Below are 17,787 nucleotides of genomic sequence, written 5' to 3' on the forward strand. Positions count from 1 at the left end.
AATGGTAGGTGAAAATCATTGTTTTGTAACTTATTGTTATTGTTGTTAACTTATTGGAGTGGGTGGACTAGTCAATTTGGCTATTATTCAGTAGGAGATAAGTATGGCGTTAAATAATAAAGTTATTTTAGTTACTGGTGCAGCGCAGGGTATTGGTCGTGGTATTGCATTGCGTTTAGCGAAAGAAGGGGCTGATATCGCACTGGTGGATTTGAAAAAAGACAAGCTACAAGATGTTGCCAAAGAAATTGAAGCGTTAGGCCGTAAAGTAACAACATTTGCCGCAGATATCAGTCAACGTGACCAAGTTTTTGCTGCGGTGGCTCATGCAGAAGCTGAGTTAGGTGGTTTTGATGTAATGATTAACAACGCAGGGATTGCACAAGTTAAGCCAATCGCTGATGTTCGCCAAGAAGATATGGACTTAATCTTCAAAATTAACGTGGATGGCACCATGTGGGGTATTCAAGCAGCGAGCGAGAAATTCCAAGAGCGTAAACATAAAGGGAAAATCATCAATGCGTCCTCAATTGCAGGGCATGATGGTTTTGCGATGTTAGGTGTGTATTCTGCCACGAAATTTGCCGTTCGCGCGTTAACCCAAGCCGCAGCCAAAGAATACGCAAGCTCAGGGATCACCGTAAATGCGTATTGCCCTGGTATTGTTGGTACAGATATGTGGGTGGAGATTGATGAGCGCTTCGCTGAAATTACAGGTGCACCAAAAGGCGAGACTTACAAAAAATATGTTGAAGGGATCGCGCTTGGTCGTGCTCAAACCCCTGATGATGTCGCGGGTCTAGTGGCATTCTTAGCAAGCGATGATTCTGACTATATTACTGGTCAATCTATTTTGACTGACGGTGGAATTGTTTATCGTTAATTCACTTATGTGAATTTAGGGTGTAAATAAATAGCCGCGATGAATAACTCATCGCGGTTTTTGTTTATGCGGCGTGCTGCTGAATATCGGTTAAAATAGCTTCCGCTTGTGTCCACAGTAGGGAGCCTCCCTCATGACTTAACAAATGATGTCGGCAATTGGGAAAACGGCCGGCTAATATTTTGCCAAAATCAGGGGAATGAACAGTGCTCATATCGAGTTCGCCATACCATAAAGAGACAGGCACGCGGGTCGTTTCAGGGGTGAATTCCCAGTTCTGTAATGCAATCAATAAGTCTTGAACATAACCTTGGTTGCCTTGGGCGAAAGCACGTCGCATGCAATGGCTATATGCTTCAAGGAAATGTTCTTCATTGTAGAGTTGTTGGTCGATTTCTGCGCTGCAATTAAGAATAAATGCCAACAGCCACTCGCCAGTGACATTTTTTAATAGCCAATCGGACAGCGCTTCAGGGCTGTTAAGGGCTTGCTCTTGCATGTTCACGATATCAGCACTGAGTATTGCACGAGTTGCAGGGTATTCAAATTGGTCTTGCCCTGACACGATAGACAGTGAAATAGGTTGGCAATAGTGAGCGATAGCCATGGCAAAAACAGCACCTTGAGAAAAACCGACGACAGAATATTGAGTAATAGATTGCTCATCTAACAGCGCTTGAACATCCAGAGCAAAATTTTTTAATGATTTTTCAGGGTGAAATGTTGAGTCACCAAGCCCCGCACGTTCAGGAACAATCAAACGAATGTTTAGTCGTTCGAGTAAATCCAAACCAAATCCTAATGAACCACTCATGCCCGCACCGGTACAAAAAATAACAGGGAAGCCTGTTTTAGGACCTGATTCAAACCAGCAAAATTGTCGGCTATCAGGTAATTGCATCGTGTGTTGATGTGGGTTAGTCAGTGGTGCGTTATACATGGTGAATTCCTAACACAAAGCAGGTACAGATGGGGTGATAAGATAGGTCAGTTAATAATTATTAAAACTGGCATTGTTATAGTTGCAATTTTAAAGTATTAAATAGGTAAAATGCAAAATATTAGCTTAATAAATATAAATTCATTCACAAGAGGATCGTCAAATGGCATTTTCCGAATCAGAAAAAGAGATTTTATTGGCCGTCAAGGGTGTCGGACCCACGGTAATTAGCCGCTTGGAACAAATGGGTTTTAGCTCACTCGCACAATTGAGTGAAGCCTCCTATGATGAAATTTTGAGCTCTGGTGCCGCATTAACAGGCTCAAGTTGCTGGAAAAATAGCCCACAAGCGAAAAACGCGGTAGAGGGGGCTATTTTAGCGGCTAAACAGGTGATTAGATTGTCATCTTAATCGGTTTGGTTTCTGGTTTTCCATTTTTTGCTGCGCAAGATATTGAGAACTTGCACTGCCATAGAAAAAAACATAGCAAAATAAATGTAGCCTTTAGAAACATGGACTTGAACACTTTCAAGCAGCAATGTGAAGCCAACTAAAATCAAAAATGATAAGGCCAAGATTTTGACGGAAGGGTAACGTTCAACAAAGTCACCAATAGGTTTGGCTGCAAGCATCATAATGAGTACCGCGATAACAACCGCTGCCATCATGATAAATAAATGGTCTGAAAGCCCCACTGCGGTGATCACGGAATCTAAACTGAAGATAATGTCTAATAAAGCGATTTGTATGATAGCCCCCCAAAATGAGCTCACTCTTTTGTTCGCCAGATGACTTTCACCTTCTCCTTCAATGGTTTCAAAAATTTCTTGGCTTGCCTTCCAAATAAGGAATATACCGCCTGCGCATAATATGAGATCGCGTGCGGAGACCACATGGTCAGCAACCGTAAAAAGTGGGGTAGTAAGGCGAGATAACCACGCAATAGAAGCCAGTAACGTCAGGCGCATCACCATTGCAGCAATAAGCCCAGTCCGTCTGGCACTATTTTGCTGGTGGTCAGGAAGTCTGCTCACCACAATACTGAGGAAAATAATATTGTCGATGCCTAGGACAATTTCTAATAGGGTTAGTGTGGCTAATGCCATCCAGGCATTGGGGTCTAGTATCCACTCAAACATCTTGGTACCTTCTAATTAACGAATTAAACAGTGATAATTATTTATCGTCTGCTCAGGTACAGGCGATGGTTAGCGACTAACGTATATTAAAATGCCGTGCTAATAAGGGCGCGGTAAAATCTTTTTTGAGATAAAAACCACGTGGTAGCGTCATAATGGGTTGACCAAACTCCCCAATAGCTTCAGTGAGTGCTTTATTGTTTGCTGCTTTAGGGCGAATTTGTAATACCTGCCCATAACGTGCAGTGATGCTTTCAACTTTGCCTAACACAATGAGATCCATTAACTCTTCCCAATCTTGCCGTAATAATTGCTCTTCTAACGGAGAAGGGCTCCAAATTAATGGGTTTGCGACTCTGCGCTGTGAAAGTGGAATTTGTCTTTCCCCTTCGATAGGGAACCATAAAATTCGGGACAGTTTGCGGCGAACATGGCTATTTTCCCATGTTAAGCCGCTATTTCCCGTTAATGGCGCAACAGAAACAAAGGTGGTTTCGAGTGGCGCACCATGACGGTCAATCGGGATCGTTTTTAATTCAATACCAATATGGGCGAAGTCTTGCTCTGCCTTACTGCCCGCGCTCGCACCTAAATAATACTCCAATAGCATGCCAACCCAGCCTTTATCGCGCTTGAGATCAGGGGGAATAGGGATCGCCGCATGTTGGGCAAGCTCACCTAGCGTATAGCCAGCAAGAGCTTGCGCTCGGCTCATTAAGGTTGCTTCGTTATCAGGTGGTGGTGGTGCAATAAATGGCGTCATGGTTTAAATAATAATGTATAAAAAATAGCCAGTGGAAATACATATAACCTAAGAAGTATAACACTTTTTCCATGGTGTTTTTAACTATATGATATATATGAATATAATATTATTTGTCTATCTAAATTATAAATTATTACAGAGGTTATTCAAGTTCATCCCAAGATAATCACAGGATCATGCACTAGGTTATCCACAGGATTTCTGGATAACTGTGAAAAATCGAGATTACTGTGTGTATTTACAGCCTTGACGAAACGGTTTTTATGACGAGAATCACAGAATGTGAGTAAGTTAAGCACATATCTTGTGGATAAATACAACGTTGTTTGATCTTTGCTCAGTTGAAGTCTTAAGCATTTTAGTCAAAAAAACAATCAGTGGATAAACGGATTTTTTGTTATTTATTTATTTGATTTATCAGTAGTTATTTAATTTTTATTTTTTTTGATAAAAAAGTGACTTGGGGATATACCCTGATTACCATGAGGTTGTTCACATGGATATCCACAGAAAAAGTGAATAACATCCTTATTATTCATTTTGCCTGTTTATAACTATCAATATTTTGCTAGGTTATCCTCAGATGGTTTAAACCAGGCGGATTTAAAATCAAACCAGCCAAAGGTGTTCATCCTTACACCGCGCATGGTGTTTTGGCCTTGTAGTTCAAGCCAATGATGAAAGATGGGGTGAAAAATTTGTGAGTCAATTAAGCTTTCACACCAAGCTTCAACATCTAATTGGTTATTCCGCCATAGATTAAGTTCATCACTAAGGGGATTATTAAGGCATTGGCGTAATAACGGCATTTCGTACAAGGTAGCAAAAATGGAAAACTCAAGCGGTTTAAAAAAGTTAGCGGTTGCCAACCAGATATCACTTTGCCCATTGCCATTAAACCAATCATCGTAATCAATAATATTGACCTTGAGTTCCACCCCTTGTGTTTGTAACACGCGTTTCATGATTTGGCTAATCGCATAGAACTCATGGTGGTTGCGATAAAAAGTCACTGTCAGTTCAGTCAAATCATTAGGCTTAGGGAATAACGTGAGCATTTTACTGTGGTGCCAATGGAGCAATAAACCATAAGCGGGCGCCCAATGGCGCTGGTAAAAGGGTTCGCAATGAGCAAGAAGGTTCACAGGGGTTAAAAAGCTACACAACCACTTACGGACATCCTCACGCTGAGTAATAGGTGAACGCTGGTCCATTAACAGAAAATAGCAGCCTTCTTCCATACGGCTTTCGAGGGAGCCATTATGGTGCTTATCACCATCCATTTTTAATGTGGTGCAAACCATTTGTTCTGAGAGTTCAGGAACCACCCAAATAGTCACTTCATCAAGTAGCGCACGATAACCAAAATAGCGGTCAAAAGCTGTGATAGTCAGCTTTTGTGGCAAGTTTTTTTCTACTTGATAAGGGCCAGTACCGATTGGGCAACGGCTAAAGTTCTCGAGGCTCTTCCACTCTTTCGGTAAAATAGCCGCATGATGACTGCCTAACAACCAAGGCAGCTGTTTATCAGGCTCACTTAACGTGATATCAATAACATAAGGGTGTGGTGAGCTGACGGATTGTATATGAGAGAACAGAGGCCAACAGGTTTTTAAGCGTAAAAGGGAATAGATAATATCGTCAGCAACCATCTCTCGCCCATGATGGAAATAAATAGCGGGGCGTAAATAGAAACGCCATTGGGTCTCACTGATAGACTGCCAATGGTGGGCAAGGCCATTTTCCACTTCCCCTTTTTCCTCATTTATATGGGTAAGGCCATTAAATATTTGGCTCATCAAGTGAATTTCTGAGCGGCGCATTGGCGCACCGGGAAGCAGTGTTGGGAAATCACGATAATAAATAATCCGTAATAGGTTTTTACCTTGTCGATAGCTGCGTTCCAATTCAGATAATACCATTTGGCGAATAGTTTCTTTATCACCAACCAGTGCAACTAATTTTTCAATACTTTCTTCTTTGAGTAATTGTTCAGCCTGTGCCTGCTGTAGCTCTAAGCCATTAACATGAAAAATAAGAGTGGAGCGTTTTCCTCGACCAGACTCTGCCTGCCAGCTAAGCCAACCCTGTGATTGCATATTATTAAGCAGCGTCCGAACATGACGGCGAGAGCAAAACAGCGTATCAGCAATATCCTGTAAGGTGGTTTCACTGTCTTGGCCTTTAAAGTGCTGCCAGAGACGAATAAATTGGGTTTGTAATCGTGAATTAGACATAAAAGAGGAACTCCGGCAAAAAATACATCAATTTTAATTTCCTAAAATCTCACGATAATAGAAGGCAGTAAGTAGCTCGTTTGGTCTGCATGTTGCAGGCCGACTCCCCCATTTAGAGTAATGGTGTTTATCACCGAGCCGGTTTTTACCGGCTTTTTTTTATTTTTTCGTCATATTTTGCGCCGTGGCTGTGTTGGCTTCACTCCGCTACCCTAGTCACATACTGGTGTATGCTCCTAGGGATATCCTCGTTTGCCGCCTTGCCACAACACAAACTATTTAGAAAAAATTGTTCAGTTAAAAGCAAAAATATTATTTTGTTATTAATTATACAGGAAGAAATTAATGGGGAAGTGATTTTGGATTGTAAATTTTTAGTGATGGATTAATTCCGCATTTTTGGTGCGAAGTAGGCGGTTTAGTTGGAGAATTAGAGCTAAAAGAGGAACTACGCCCACCAAAGTAGGCGTAGAAAAGGATTTATTGCATAAAGGATGGGATCTTGCTTTCAAAATCTTTAATTTGGTCGACATGTTGCAGTGTCAAACCAATACTATCCAAACCATTCATCATGCAGTGGCGGCGGAAGCTGTCGATTTCAAAATGATAGGTTTTATCTCCTGCGGTCACGGTTTGAGCTTCTAAGTCTACTGTAAACTGGCAGCCCTCATGAGCATTGACATAATTGAACAGTTCATCGACTTCGCTTTCACTTAATTTAATTGGTAATAATTGGTTATTGAACGAGTTACCATAAAAAATATCAGCAAAACTTGGGGCGATAACCACTTGAATGCCAAAGTCAGTTAATGCCCAAGGCGCGTGCTCACGAGATGAGCCACAACCAAAGTTTTCACGAGCTAATAAAATACTTGCCCCTTTGAAAACCGGTTTATTTAATACGAAATCAGGATTAGGCTGTTGCCCGTTTTCATCTAAAAAACGCCAGTCATTAAACAAATGTTGGCCAAAACCTGTGCGAGTCACTTTTTGTAAAAATTGCTTAGGGATAATGGCATCAGTATCCACATTTGCTGCATCTAAAGGAGCGACAATCCCGACGTGTGTAATAAACTTTTCCATCATTTTCTCCTTAGATTTGAATATCACGTACATCAGCAAAATGGCCATTAATCGCTGCGGCAGCTGCCATTGCTGGGCTAACCAAGTGAGTACGACCAGCGCGACCTTGGCGGCCTTCAAAGTTACGGTTACTGGTTGATGCACAGCGCTCGCCTGGGTTTAAACGGTCATTATTCATTGCTAAACACATGGAGCAGCCCGGCAAACGCCATTCAAAGCCTGCATCAATAAAGATTTTATCCAAACCTTCTTGTTCTGCTTGGGCTTTAACTGGGCCAGATCCCGGAACAACAATAGCTTGTACGCCACTAGCTACTTTTTTGCCTTTGGCAATTGCAGCGGCAGCACGTAAGTCTTCAATGCGTGAATTCGTACATGAACCAATAAAGACTTTATCAATTTTTACGTCAGATAATTTAATGCCAGACTCTAATCCCATGTAAGCTAATGCTTTCTCAGCGGAAGCTCGCTCAACAGGGTCTGCAAATGACTCAGGAGCAGGGATCGGTTGGTTGATGGCAATAACTTGCCCTGGGTTAGTTCCCCAAGTGACTTGTGGCGCGATGCTACTTGCTTGAATAGTGATGACTTTATCAAATTGTGCATCATCATCCGTTTTTAATGTTTTCCAATAAGCAACCGCATCGTCCCATTGCTGGCCTTTAGGGGCAAATTGGCGACCTTTCATATAGGCAAAAGTGGTTTCATCCGGTGCGATGATCCCCGCTTTTGCGCCTAACTCAATGGCCATATTACACACCGTCATACGGCCTTCCATACTCAAGTTTTCGATGGCTTCACCACAAAACTCAACAATATAGCCAGTACCGCCTGCGCTGCCCGTTGTACCGATAATCGCTAAAACGATATCTTTTGCGGTAATGCCTGCAGGCGCTTTGCCAACGACTTCAATTTTCATCGTTTTAGCACGTGCTTGTTTCAGCGTTTGAGTCGCCATTACGTGCTCAACTTCAGACGTTCCGATACCAAAGGCTAATGAGCCAAATGCGCCGTGAGTCGCGGTGTGGGAATCCCCACATACAATGGTCATACCGGGCAAAGTAATACCTTGCTCAGGCCCCATCACATGGACAATACCTTGGTATGGGTGATTCAAATCATACAAAGTTACGCCGAACTCTTTACAGTTCTTCATTAATTCTTGCATTTGAATGCGGGCCATATCACCACAAGCATTGATATCTTTGGTTTGTGTCGATACGTTGTGATCCATTGTTGCAAATGTTTTACTTGGCTGGTGCAACGGGCGGTTTTTAGTTCTCAAACCGTCAAAGGCTTGGGGTGATGTCACTTCATGCACCAAATGGCGATCGATATAAATCAAAGGGATTTCATTTTCGACCTCACGGACAACGTGGGCATCATACAATTTTTGATATAAAGTCTTGGCCATGTTAAACCCCTTCTGCAATATAACGAGCAATGATATCGCCCATTTCACTGGTACTTATGGATTTGCCTGTACCGGCTAAATCTGATGTTCTATAGCCGTCTTCTAAGGCTTTATTCACTGCGCGCTCAATGGCATCTGCGGCATCGGCTTGGTTTAAGCTAAATCTTAACAGCATGGAGGCAGATAAAATTTGTGCGATTGGGTTAGCAATATTTTTTCCAGCAATATCTGGCGCAGAGCCGCCCGCGGGTTCGTATAAACCAAAACCATCCGCATTCAGGCTCGCAGAAGGCAGCATACCCATAGAGCCGGTGATCATCGCACACTCATCGGAAATAATATCGCCGAACAAGTTAGAGCATAACACCACATCAAACTGAGATGGGGCTTTGATCATTTGCATTGCCGCGTTATCAATATACATATGGCTGACTTCAACATCGGGATATTCTTTTGCGATGTGATTGACCACTTCACGCCATAATACTGAGCTTTGTAACACGTTTGCTTTGTCAATTGATGTGACTTTGTTATTACGTTTACGAGCAGATTCAAACGCAATACGTGCAATACGCTCGATTTCATAGCGGTGATAAACTTCAGTATCAAATGCGTACTCTTCTTGGCCTTCGCCTTTACGGCCTTTTGGTTGACCGAAGTAAATCCCACCGGTTAATTCACGTACACAAAGAATATCAAAGCCTTGAGCTGCGATGTCTGCACGCAATGGGCAGAATGCTTCCAATGCCTGATATAAGCGAGCAGGGCGTAAATTACTGAATAATTTAAAATGCTTACGTAAAGGTAATAATGCGCCACGTTCAGGTTGGCTATCGGGTGGCAGATGTTCCCATTTAGGTCCACCAACAGAACCAAATAACACCGCGTCAGCCTCTTCACACCCTTTTACGGTAGCCTGTGGTAATGGTTCGCCGTGATTGTCGATTGCCGCACCGCCAACATCATACTCAGTGGTGTTGATTGTTATTGCAAAACGTTTGCTGATAGCAGCTAAAACCTTGTGAGCTTGCGCCATCACTTCTGGACCGATGCCATCACCCGGTAATACGGCAATTTTATAACTAGACATTGTTAAACAGCTTCCTTTGTGTTTGATTGTGATTCTTGATTTATTTTTTGTTTTTCTTTTTCAACTTGCTCAGAGCGCCAGATGCTATTCAGCACATGCACCATAGCTTTTGCTGATGATTCGACGATATCTGTCGCTAACCCCATCCCGTGGAACTTACGGTTATGGCATTCCACCACGATATCCACTTGGCCTAATGCATTTTCACCGTGGCCTTTAGCTGACAACTGATAAGAGACTAATTTCATAGGGTATTGAGTAATGTTGCTGATGGCTTGATAAATGGCATCAACGGGGCCATTACCGGTTGCCGCTTCAGATTTTACTTCGTCGCCACATTGCATTTTGACGGTCGCTGTTGCGACGATACTTGAGCCTGATTGTGTACTGAAATAGTCCATTACGAAGTGATCGGTTTCATCTTGTTGTTTCGTAAAGAAAGCCAAAGCTTCTAAGTCATAGTCAAAGACTTGGCCTTTTTTATCGGCTAAATTCAAAAATGCAGTATACAATTCATCCAATTTGAAATCTTTACCTTCGTGATACCCCATTTCCTCCATACGGTGCTTAACAGCGGCGCGTCCCGAGCGTGAAGTTAAATTTAATTGCTGCTCTTTTAAACCAATGGACTCTGGCGTCATAATTTCGTAGGTTTCACGATTTTTCAGCACGCCATCTTGGTGAATTCCTGATGAGTGAGCAAATGCGTTGCTGCCTACAACCGCTTTATTGGCTGGGATTGGTGTATTACATAATTGGCTAACTAACTGGCTGGTGCGGTAAATTTCTTTGTGATTAATATTGGTATGCACATTCAACATTTGTTCGCGCAATTTAATGGCCATAATCACTTCTTCTAATGCTGTATTGCCCGCGCGTTCACCTAACCCATTGATGGTACCTTCTACTTGGCGGGCACCGGCTTGTACGGCACTGATTGAGTTAGCAACTGACATCCCTAAATCATCATGGCAATGAACAGAAATAACGGCTTTGTCGATATTAGGCACACGGTTATACAAATCAGTGATAATGCCACCAAACTGGTAAGGTGTAGTGTAACCTACGGTATCAGGGATATTAATGGTGGTTGCACCTGCATTAATCGCGGTTTCTACAATACAGCATAAGTTATCAGGGTCAGTACGGCCGGCGTCTTCACAGGAGAATTCAACGTCATCGGTATAGCGTCTAGCGCGCTTGATGGAATTGATAGCCATATCCATTACACCATCAAATGATTTATTTAATTTTTTCTCCATATGCAAGTTGGAGGTAGCTAAGAAAATATGAATACGGAAAGCTTCGGCAACTTTTAATGACTCGGCAGCCACATCAATGTCATTTTCAATACAGCGCGCTAATGCGCAAATTCGGCTATTTTTTATTTCTCTTGCGATAGTTTGAACGGATTCAAAGTCACCTGGTGAAGAGACCGGGAAACCCGCTTCGATGATATCAACCCCTAAGCGCTCTAATGCGAAGGCGATTTGTAATTTTTCTCTCACTGACAAACTTGCCTGTAATGCCTGCTCACCGTCGCGTAAGGTAGTATCGAAGATAATGACTTGGTTGCTCATATTGTGTTCCTCATATCGAATTTTGTTTTTACTTAGTGTTATGTTCTTCCAAAGCCGCAGGCATAAAAAAACCCGCGGGTTGCGCGGGTTCTTCATGTTTGTGGACAGTTTGTTTCTATTTTTCGTCCATAAGCATACCGCGCAAATTTAATGCGAGTAGTAGTAGGCTTAGTAGGCGAATAGAAAATGTCATTTTAACTGTCTCTCTTAAGTATCTTAATCAAACTGTATTTATTGATACGTTATCTTAAAGTTAATGTCAATCATAGATTTTTAGCATATTTTTACCAATCATGTATTATGGCTTTTAGTTGGTGGTTGTTGCTATTTTTTTGGTGTGTCCCTTCCGTTTTATCTGGCTTTTTATGTAGTTATAAGGGTAAAATTCTTTTGTTAATCAGGGTTGAATGTTTTTTCGATTAAACGCATTGATTTTTATGTAATTTTTATTGTTTTGATGTGAAGTGTGACTCAGTACAGGGAATAAATCATCTTCGCCAATGCTTTTTAATTAAATTAATTATCAAATAAATGAGTATTTAAAAAATAATCTGATAATGAGAATATTTATTGATTCTAAATACGATTTATTATGATTTCTTGCAAAAATTGCTTTATTATTTTTATGGTGAGTGAACGCAAAGGTAATAAGTGGTTATCATTCATTATGTTGGTGAATATTTACGTTTTACAATGATATTTATACTGCAGGTTTAATTAATAGGTTAAGTAATATAAACGTCGTTTTAATAAATGCAGGGAAAGCGAAATGGCTTATTATCTATAAGTTGTTTTAAGAATAATATTTAATGAATTTATATATTCGTCGGTTTTTTAAGATGAATGACTCTTTTCGTTAATGAAAAATGATAAATATATTAGTGGAGTAAAAAATGACTGATTTTGATACAATTTCAACAGCTAAAAAAGACAGTAGCGATATTCATTTGCGTAATGTTGACCTCAACCTATTAACGGTTTTTGACGTGGTGATGCAGATGCAAAACGTAACAAAAGCAGCGCAAGTGTTAGGGATGTCTCAACCTGCGGTGAGCAATGCAGTTTCACGTTTAAAATCAATGTTTAATGATGAATTGTTTGTGCGCTATGGGCGGGGTATTCAGCCGACATCTCGTGCTAAGCAACTGTTCGGGCCTATTAGGCAAGCATTACAATTAGTTCATAATGAGTTACCTAGCGCTGGTTTTAATCCACAAAATAGTGAACGAGTATTTAATTTATCTATTTGTTCACCGTTAGATATTCGTCTGGCAGCTATTATTGTCGAAAAATTTAAGGTAGTTTCGCCTAATATTAATATAGTTATTCATTCTTTCATGGATAATAAAATTGCTCATCAATTAAAATACCAAGAAATGGATTTTTTCCTTGGTTATAATCAATTAGAAAAAGCAGAGTTCCAACATCAGGTTTTATTTGATGATGAATTGGTCTTAGTCGTTGCAAATCATCATCCGCGTATTGGTAATTCAATCTCTGAAATTGAATTAAATAATGAACGTCATGCCATTATGTCAATGGATAACATGGGCTCATTTAGTAAACCTTATTATAATAATACTGAGTTATCGCATACGATTAGCTATCAAGGCACGGACTTAAATAGTGTATTGAGCATTGTTGCCCAGACAGATCTCGTCGCTATTGTACCAAAATGGCTAGTAGGTCATTACTTTGGGCAATTGAAATTACGTACATTAACATTACCTTGGCTTAGGGACGCACTGCCTTGCTATTTAACTTGGCATGAATCAACAGTTAGAGATAAAGGCCATCAGTGGATGAAATCTCAATTTAACCAATTGGTTGAAGAACTTCCTGAGCAAGCTGCTGCCGCGTAGGACGCCGATATAAACATTGTGAGAGGTTGTAAGCTGTCTTAGACATAATGAAAAATAAATAGTCATTTTGTTAAGGTTTACAATCTCTATGTTTTTGCAGGCGCACTGACAAATATACACACCTTCAAGATAGTTAACGCATTATAGTTAGCACTATGATGTGTTTTGTTGCAGACATAACATTTGCAAAAAATTTACATATAAATGCTTTTCACGCATCTCTTTAGTCTATACACTTCGAATATTCAGCTAACACTTGTAAGCTGAAATAATAAGAATGGTTAAGTGCTTGTGAATGTGCCGAGTAACTTATATCGATAATGACTTATAGGGAATACACTTTGATTACTGAAAATCTATATCCATACCACTTGGTTAATCGCCTACGTAGCAGAGTTACTGCACACGAATCGGCGAACCGGATAGCTTTCAGTCAATGGGATAACGGGCAACGTAGCTCATTAACGTGGGGGGAAGTTGGCGATCGTACATCAGCGATTTCTCTTCGCCTTTTAGCATTAAACGTTATCGCACAAGAAAATATTGGGTTATTTGCCCATAACAGTATGAACTGGTCATTGGTTGACTTTGCCGCGCTACAAATTAGGGCTGTCACGGTGCCACTTTATGCAACTAGCAGTATCGAGCAAGCCGCGTATATTATTAATGACGCGAATATTAAAGTATTGTTTGTTGGGGAAGAAGCGCAATATCAAGTGGCATGCCAATTACCAGCTCTTTGCCCTCAATTAACAACGATTGTTGTGATGAATGACAATGTTGAGTTAGCTGATATCTCAATTGACACACTGCATTTATCCACCTTTATGGTGCAATCACAAACTGCTTACCAAGCAGAACTTGATGACCGCATCGCTGCACATAATCTCAGTGATTTATTTACCATCATCTATACATCAGGCACCACCGGAGAACCGAAAGGCGTTATGTTGGATTACTACAACATGGCTGCGCAACTGTATCTCCATGACGAACGGTTACAACTAACTGCTGATGACGTCTCTTTAAGTTTCTTACCACTTTCACATGTTTTTGAACGTGCGTGGAGTTTTTACGTTATGCACGTCGGTGCACTAAACGTTTACCTCACGGACACCAATCAGGTTAGGGAAGCATTAGCTGAAGTAAAACCGACAGTAATGTGTGCGGTTCCTCGTTTTTATGAAAAAGTTTATTCAGCAATACAAAGTAAAGTCGCAAAAGCGCCTCTAGTACGTAGAGCGCTATTTCGCTGTGCAATATCCCTTGGCAGAAGCCGAGTGAAAGCATTAGCAAAAGGCCGCAAACCCTCTTTTATTAACCGCGCTATTTTCCCGATGGTTGACAAACTGGTTCTCAATAAAATTCGCGAAGGGTTAGGGGGGCGAATTCGCTTCATGCCAGCCGCAGGCGCTCGTCTAGATGACGATGTGATAGCGTTTTTCCTTTCCGCTGGGGTAAATATCAAATATGGCTATGGTATGTCAGAGACCTGCGCTACGGTATCTTGCTGGGAAGAAGGCAAGTACCCATTAGGCTCGATTGGTACACCGCTATCATCTGTTTCAGTGCGTATTGGCAAAGATGATGAAATACAAGTGAAAGGGCCGGTGGTTATGAAAGGCTATTACAACCGCCCGATTGAAACCTTAGATACGTTTACTGCGGATGGCTGGTTAAAAACGGGTGATGCAGGGAAAATTGACGAACAAGGTAATTTATATATTACAGATAGACTAAAAGATTTAATGAAAACGTCTAACGGAAAATATATTGCACCACAAATGATTGAAGGCGTATTAGGGCAAGACAAGTTTATTGAACACATTGCAGTCATTGCCGATGCACGTAAGTTTGTTTCAGCACTGATCGTGCCTTGCTATGAGAGCTTGGAAGAATATGCGAACTCAATAAACCTGAAATATCGGGATCGTTTAGAACTCTTAAAAGACTCGAATATTGTGGCATTATTTGAAGGTCGTTTAAGAGATTTACAGAAAAATATTGAAAATTTTCATCAAGTTAAGCGCTTTACTTTGTTACCTACCACTTTTTCAATGGAAAAAGGCGAATTAACACCGACTTTAAAGCTGAGACGTAAAATTATTTCTGAGCGCTATCAATTAGAAATTGAATCAATGTACAAAGAATAATTTATAACCTGACTTACTCGTATTGCGGGTAAGTCAGGTCTTGTTTTTGTTCTATTTTTATCAATTCATTTAGATAATTGCTTAATATTAAAACTTTAACGGTTCCAACTAATTAAATTTGCGCTGTATTTTCATTCATACCAGTCATTTTTTCTCCCATTATTTTTATCTGCAGTTAATTTATCTATCAAATACCCATGTTCAAGATGATGTGAAAGTTTCGTGATCCTTGTACTGAAATGGTGTTTGCTTCGTTTCAGCCAGAGCGATATGTTAATAGCACGAATTTCATAATTTAAATGATAAAAACAAAGGGGTAGATCATACCTCTTCACTTGCAAATAATGTCTGGGGGCAAACTCATGGAGATGTTGTCGGGAGCGGAAATGGTCGTCAAATCGTTGATTGACCAAGGAGTAAAGCACGTGTTTGGTTATCCAGGCGGTGCAGTATTAGATATTTATGATGCACTTCATACGGTTGGCGGGGTCGAGCATATTTTAGTGCGCCATGAACAAGCTGCGGTACATATGGCTGATGGCTATGCACGTTCAACAGGGGATGTTGGGGTTGTTTTAGTGACATCCGGTCCTGGGGCAACGAATGCGATTACGGGTATAGCGACGGCGTACATGGACTCTGTACCGATGGTGGTGTTATCGGGGCAAGTTGCAAGCTCGCTAATTGGTAATGATGCATTCCAAGAGTGCGACATGGTTGGAATTTCAAGGCCAATCGTTAAACACAGTTTTTTAATTAAAAGCGCAGAAGAAATTCCTGAAACCATCAAGAAAGCATTTTACATTGCAGCAAGTGGGCGTCCAGGCCCTGTGGTGATTGATTTCCCTAAAGACACTGTTAACCCCGCCTTGAAGTTTGCTTACCGTTATCCCGAAAACGTTTCTCTACGTTCCTATAACCCAACGTTGCAAGGCCATAAAGGCCAAATCAAAAAAGCATTAACCAAATTGGTTTCGGCAAAAAAACCGGTTTTTTATATTGGCGGAGGGGCGATTAATGCGAATTGCTCTGCGGAACTCATTGAGTTGGCAGAAAAACTACAATTGCCAGTGGTATCAACCTTAATGGGGTTAGGGGCTTTTCCTGAAACTCACAAGCAATCTGTGGGTATGCTTGGAATGCATGGAACCTACGAAGCCAACAAGGTTATGCATAACTCTGATGTAATTTTTGCTGTTGGTGTTCGTTTTGATGATAGAACAACAAACAACTTAGAAAAATATTGCCCAAATGCGACTGTTATCCAAATTGATGTTGACCCAACGTCTATTTCAAAAACAGTTAATGCAGATATTCCAATTGTGGGTGATGCGAAACTTACATTAAAGCAAATGTTAGGTCAGTTAGATCAGGCTTCAGCGAAACAAGATAGCCAAGCACTCACTGCATGGTGGAAAGACATTGAACAGTGGCGTAGTAAACAATGCTTACGTTATGAAACAAGCCAAACCAAAGTTAAACCACAACAAGCCATTGAAATGATTTACCGTTTAACAAAGGGCGAAGCCTATGTGACGTCTGACGTTGGGCAGCACCAAATGTTCGCGGCACTGTATTATCCCTTTAATAAACCTCGCCACTGGATAAACTCTGGAGGGCTTGGAACGATGGGGTTTGGTTTGCCTGCCGCATTAGGGGTGAAATTAGCACATCCAAAATCGACCGTTGTCTGTGTGACAGGGGATGGCAGTATCCAGATGAACATCCAAGAGCTTTCAACTGCCCTGCAATATGGCTTACCGGTTTTAGTGCTTAACTTAAATAATGGTTTCTTAGGTATGGTAAAACAGTGGCAGGATATGATTTATCAAGGCCGTCACTCACAATCCTACATGCAGTCATTGCCTGATTTTATCAAGTTAGCGCAAGCCTATGGCCACGTTGGTATTTCAATATCAACACCTGATGAGCTAGAAGAAAAACTAAAACAAGCCCTTGTTGAAGTGAATGAAAATCAGCGATTAGTTTTCGTTGATGTCAATATTGATGAAACTGAGCACGTTTATCCAATGCAGATCCGTGGTGGCGCGATGGATGAAATGTGGTTGAGCAAAACAGAGAGGACCTGATCATGCGTCGTATTTTATCCGTTTTATTAGAAAATGAATCAGGTGCTTTGTCCCGTGTCATCGGTCTGTTTTCTCAGCGTGGTTATAATATTGAAAGTTTGACCGTTGCACCAACAGATGACCCAACCTTGTCACGTATGACGATTCAAACGAAAGGGGATGCAAAGGTTCTTGAGCAAATTGAGAAACAATTGCATAAATTGGTTGATGTGCTGCGCGTCAGTGAGCTGACGGCGTCAGCACATATCGAACGTGAAATCATGTTAGTGAAGCTACAAGCCTCTGGATATGGGCGTGATGAAGTGAAACGTTGTGCGGATATTTTCCGTGGACAAATTGTTGATGTCACTCCAACGCTTTATACCGTTCAGCTAGCGGGAACAAGCGAAAAACTGGATGCTTTCATCGAATCAGTACGTGGTGTTGCTGAAATTGTTGAAGTTGTGCGCTCAGGGATCGTCGGTGTTTCACGCGGTGATAAAATTATGCGATGAAAAATTTATCATCCGAAGGTAGAATAAACGCGTTTAAGGCCCCGAATGACTCGGG

General features: G+C 41.1%; 14 protein-coding genes. 6 read left to right on the forward strand and 8 right to left on the reverse strand.

Going from position 1 to position 17,787, the window contains the following annotated elements; all coding sequences use genetic code 11:
• Positions 1-103: 103 nt before the first annotated feature.
• Positions 104-883 carry an acetoin reductase gene (locus tag PSF42_RS08595; RefSeq protein ID WP_102137372.1) on the forward strand — a complete coding sequence of 260 codons (780 nt, stop codon included), beginning with the start codon at positions 104-106 and terminating at the stop codon, positions 881-883.
• Positions 884-947: 64 nt separating this feature from the next.
• Here the strand turns inward: PSF42_RS08595 and PSF42_RS08600 are convergent, their stop codons facing one another.
• On the reverse strand, positions 948-1,823 hold the full coding sequence (locus PSF42_RS08600) for an alpha/beta fold hydrolase (RefSeq protein WP_248466807.1): 876 nt from the start codon (positions 1,821-1,823) through the stop codon (positions 948-950).
• A 163-nt stretch (positions 1,824-1,986) separates the two neighbouring features.
• Between PSF42_RS08600 and PSF42_RS08605 the strand changes: the two genes are divergently transcribed.
• Entirely contained in the window at positions 1,987-2,235 is a 249-nt protein-coding gene (locus PSF42_RS08605) for a helix-hairpin-helix domain-containing protein (RefSeq protein WP_272679841.1), read from the forward strand.
• On the opposite strand, the gene PSF42_RS08610 is transcribed toward PSF42_RS08605, so the two are convergent.
• The 7 genes from PSF42_RS08610 to leuA form a co-directional block, all read right to left on the reverse strand.
• Positions 2,232-2,963 carry a TerC family protein gene (locus tag PSF42_RS08610; protein WP_248466806.1) on the reverse strand — a complete coding sequence of 244 codons (732 nt, stop codon included), beginning with the start codon at positions 2,961-2,963 and terminating at the stop codon, positions 2,232-2,234. The genes PSF42_RS08605 and PSF42_RS08610 overlap by 4 nt on opposite strands.
• Before the next feature lie 76 nt (positions 2,964-3,039).
• Entirely contained in the window at positions 3,040-3,726 is a 687-nt protein-coding gene (mutH, locus tag PSF42_RS08615; protein ID WP_125891431.1) for a DNA mismatch repair endonuclease MutH, read from the reverse strand.
• A 560-nt stretch (positions 3,727-4,286) separates the two neighbouring features.
• Positions 4,287-5,966, reverse strand: coding sequence for an HTH-type transcriptional regulator SgrR (sgrR, locus tag PSF42_RS08620; RefSeq protein WP_248466804.1), 1,680 nt, complete (start codon positions 5,964-5,966; stop codon positions 4,287-4,289).
• Between the two features lie 480 nt (positions 5,967-6,446).
• Positions 6,447-7,052 carry a 3-isopropylmalate dehydratase small subunit gene (gene leuD / locus PSF42_RS08625; protein ID WP_125891429.1) on the reverse strand — a complete coding sequence of 202 codons (606 nt, stop codon included), beginning with the start codon at positions 7,050-7,052 and terminating at the stop codon, positions 6,447-6,449.
• A gap of 7 nt (positions 7,053-7,059) precedes the next feature.
• Positions 7,060-8,463 carry a 3-isopropylmalate dehydratase large subunit gene (gene leuC / locus PSF42_RS08630; RefSeq protein WP_125891428.1) on the reverse strand — a complete coding sequence of 468 codons (1,404 nt, stop codon included), beginning with the start codon at positions 8,461-8,463 and terminating at the stop codon, positions 7,060-7,062.
• Between the two features lies 1 nt (position 8,464).
• Positions 8,465-9,553 carry a 3-isopropylmalate dehydrogenase gene (gene leuB, locus PSF42_RS08635; protein ID WP_125891427.1) on the reverse strand — a complete coding sequence of 363 codons (1,089 nt, stop codon included), beginning with the start codon at positions 9,551-9,553 and terminating at the stop codon, positions 8,465-8,467.
• A 2-nt stretch (positions 9,554-9,555) separates the two neighbouring features.
• Complete coding sequence (gene leuA, locus PSF42_RS08640; RefSeq protein ID WP_272679842.1) at positions 9,556-11,133, reverse strand: 2-isopropylmalate synthase; 1,578 nt, start codon at positions 11,131-11,133, stop codon at positions 9,556-9,558.
• An 893-nt stretch (positions 11,134-12,026) separates the two neighbouring features.
• On the opposite strand from leuA, the gene leuO reads away from it, so the two are divergent.
• The 4 genes from leuO (at position 12,027) to ilvN (ending at position 17,732) form a co-directional block, all read left to right on the forward strand.
• Complete coding sequence (gene leuO / locus PSF42_RS08645) at positions 12,027-12,995, forward strand: transcriptional regulator LeuO (RefSeq protein WP_125891425.1); 969 nt, start codon at positions 12,027-12,029, stop codon at positions 12,993-12,995.
• A gap of 320 nt (positions 12,996-13,315) precedes the next feature.
• Complete coding sequence (locus tag PSF42_RS08650) at positions 13,316-15,148, forward strand: AMP-dependent synthetase/ligase (protein WP_125891424.1); 1,833 nt, start codon at positions 13,316-13,318, stop codon at positions 15,146-15,148.
• Between the two features lie 362 nt (positions 15,149-15,510).
• Complete coding sequence (gene ilvI / locus PSF42_RS08655; protein WP_272679843.1) at positions 15,511-17,238, forward strand: acetolactate synthase 3 large subunit; 1,728 nt, start codon at positions 15,511-15,513, stop codon at positions 17,236-17,238.
• Between the two features lie 2 nt (positions 17,239-17,240).
• Positions 17,241-17,732, forward strand: coding sequence for an acetolactate synthase small subunit (gene ilvN / locus PSF42_RS08660; RefSeq protein WP_004262045.1), 492 nt, complete (start codon positions 17,241-17,243; stop codon positions 17,730-17,732).
• Positions 17,733-17,787: the final 55 nt, after the last annotated feature.

The sequence above is a fragment of the Providencia sp. PROV032 genome (assembly GCF_028484875.1).
Lineage (GTDB): Bacteria > Pseudomonadota > Gammaproteobacteria > Enterobacterales > Enterobacteriaceae > Providencia > Providencia rettgeri_E.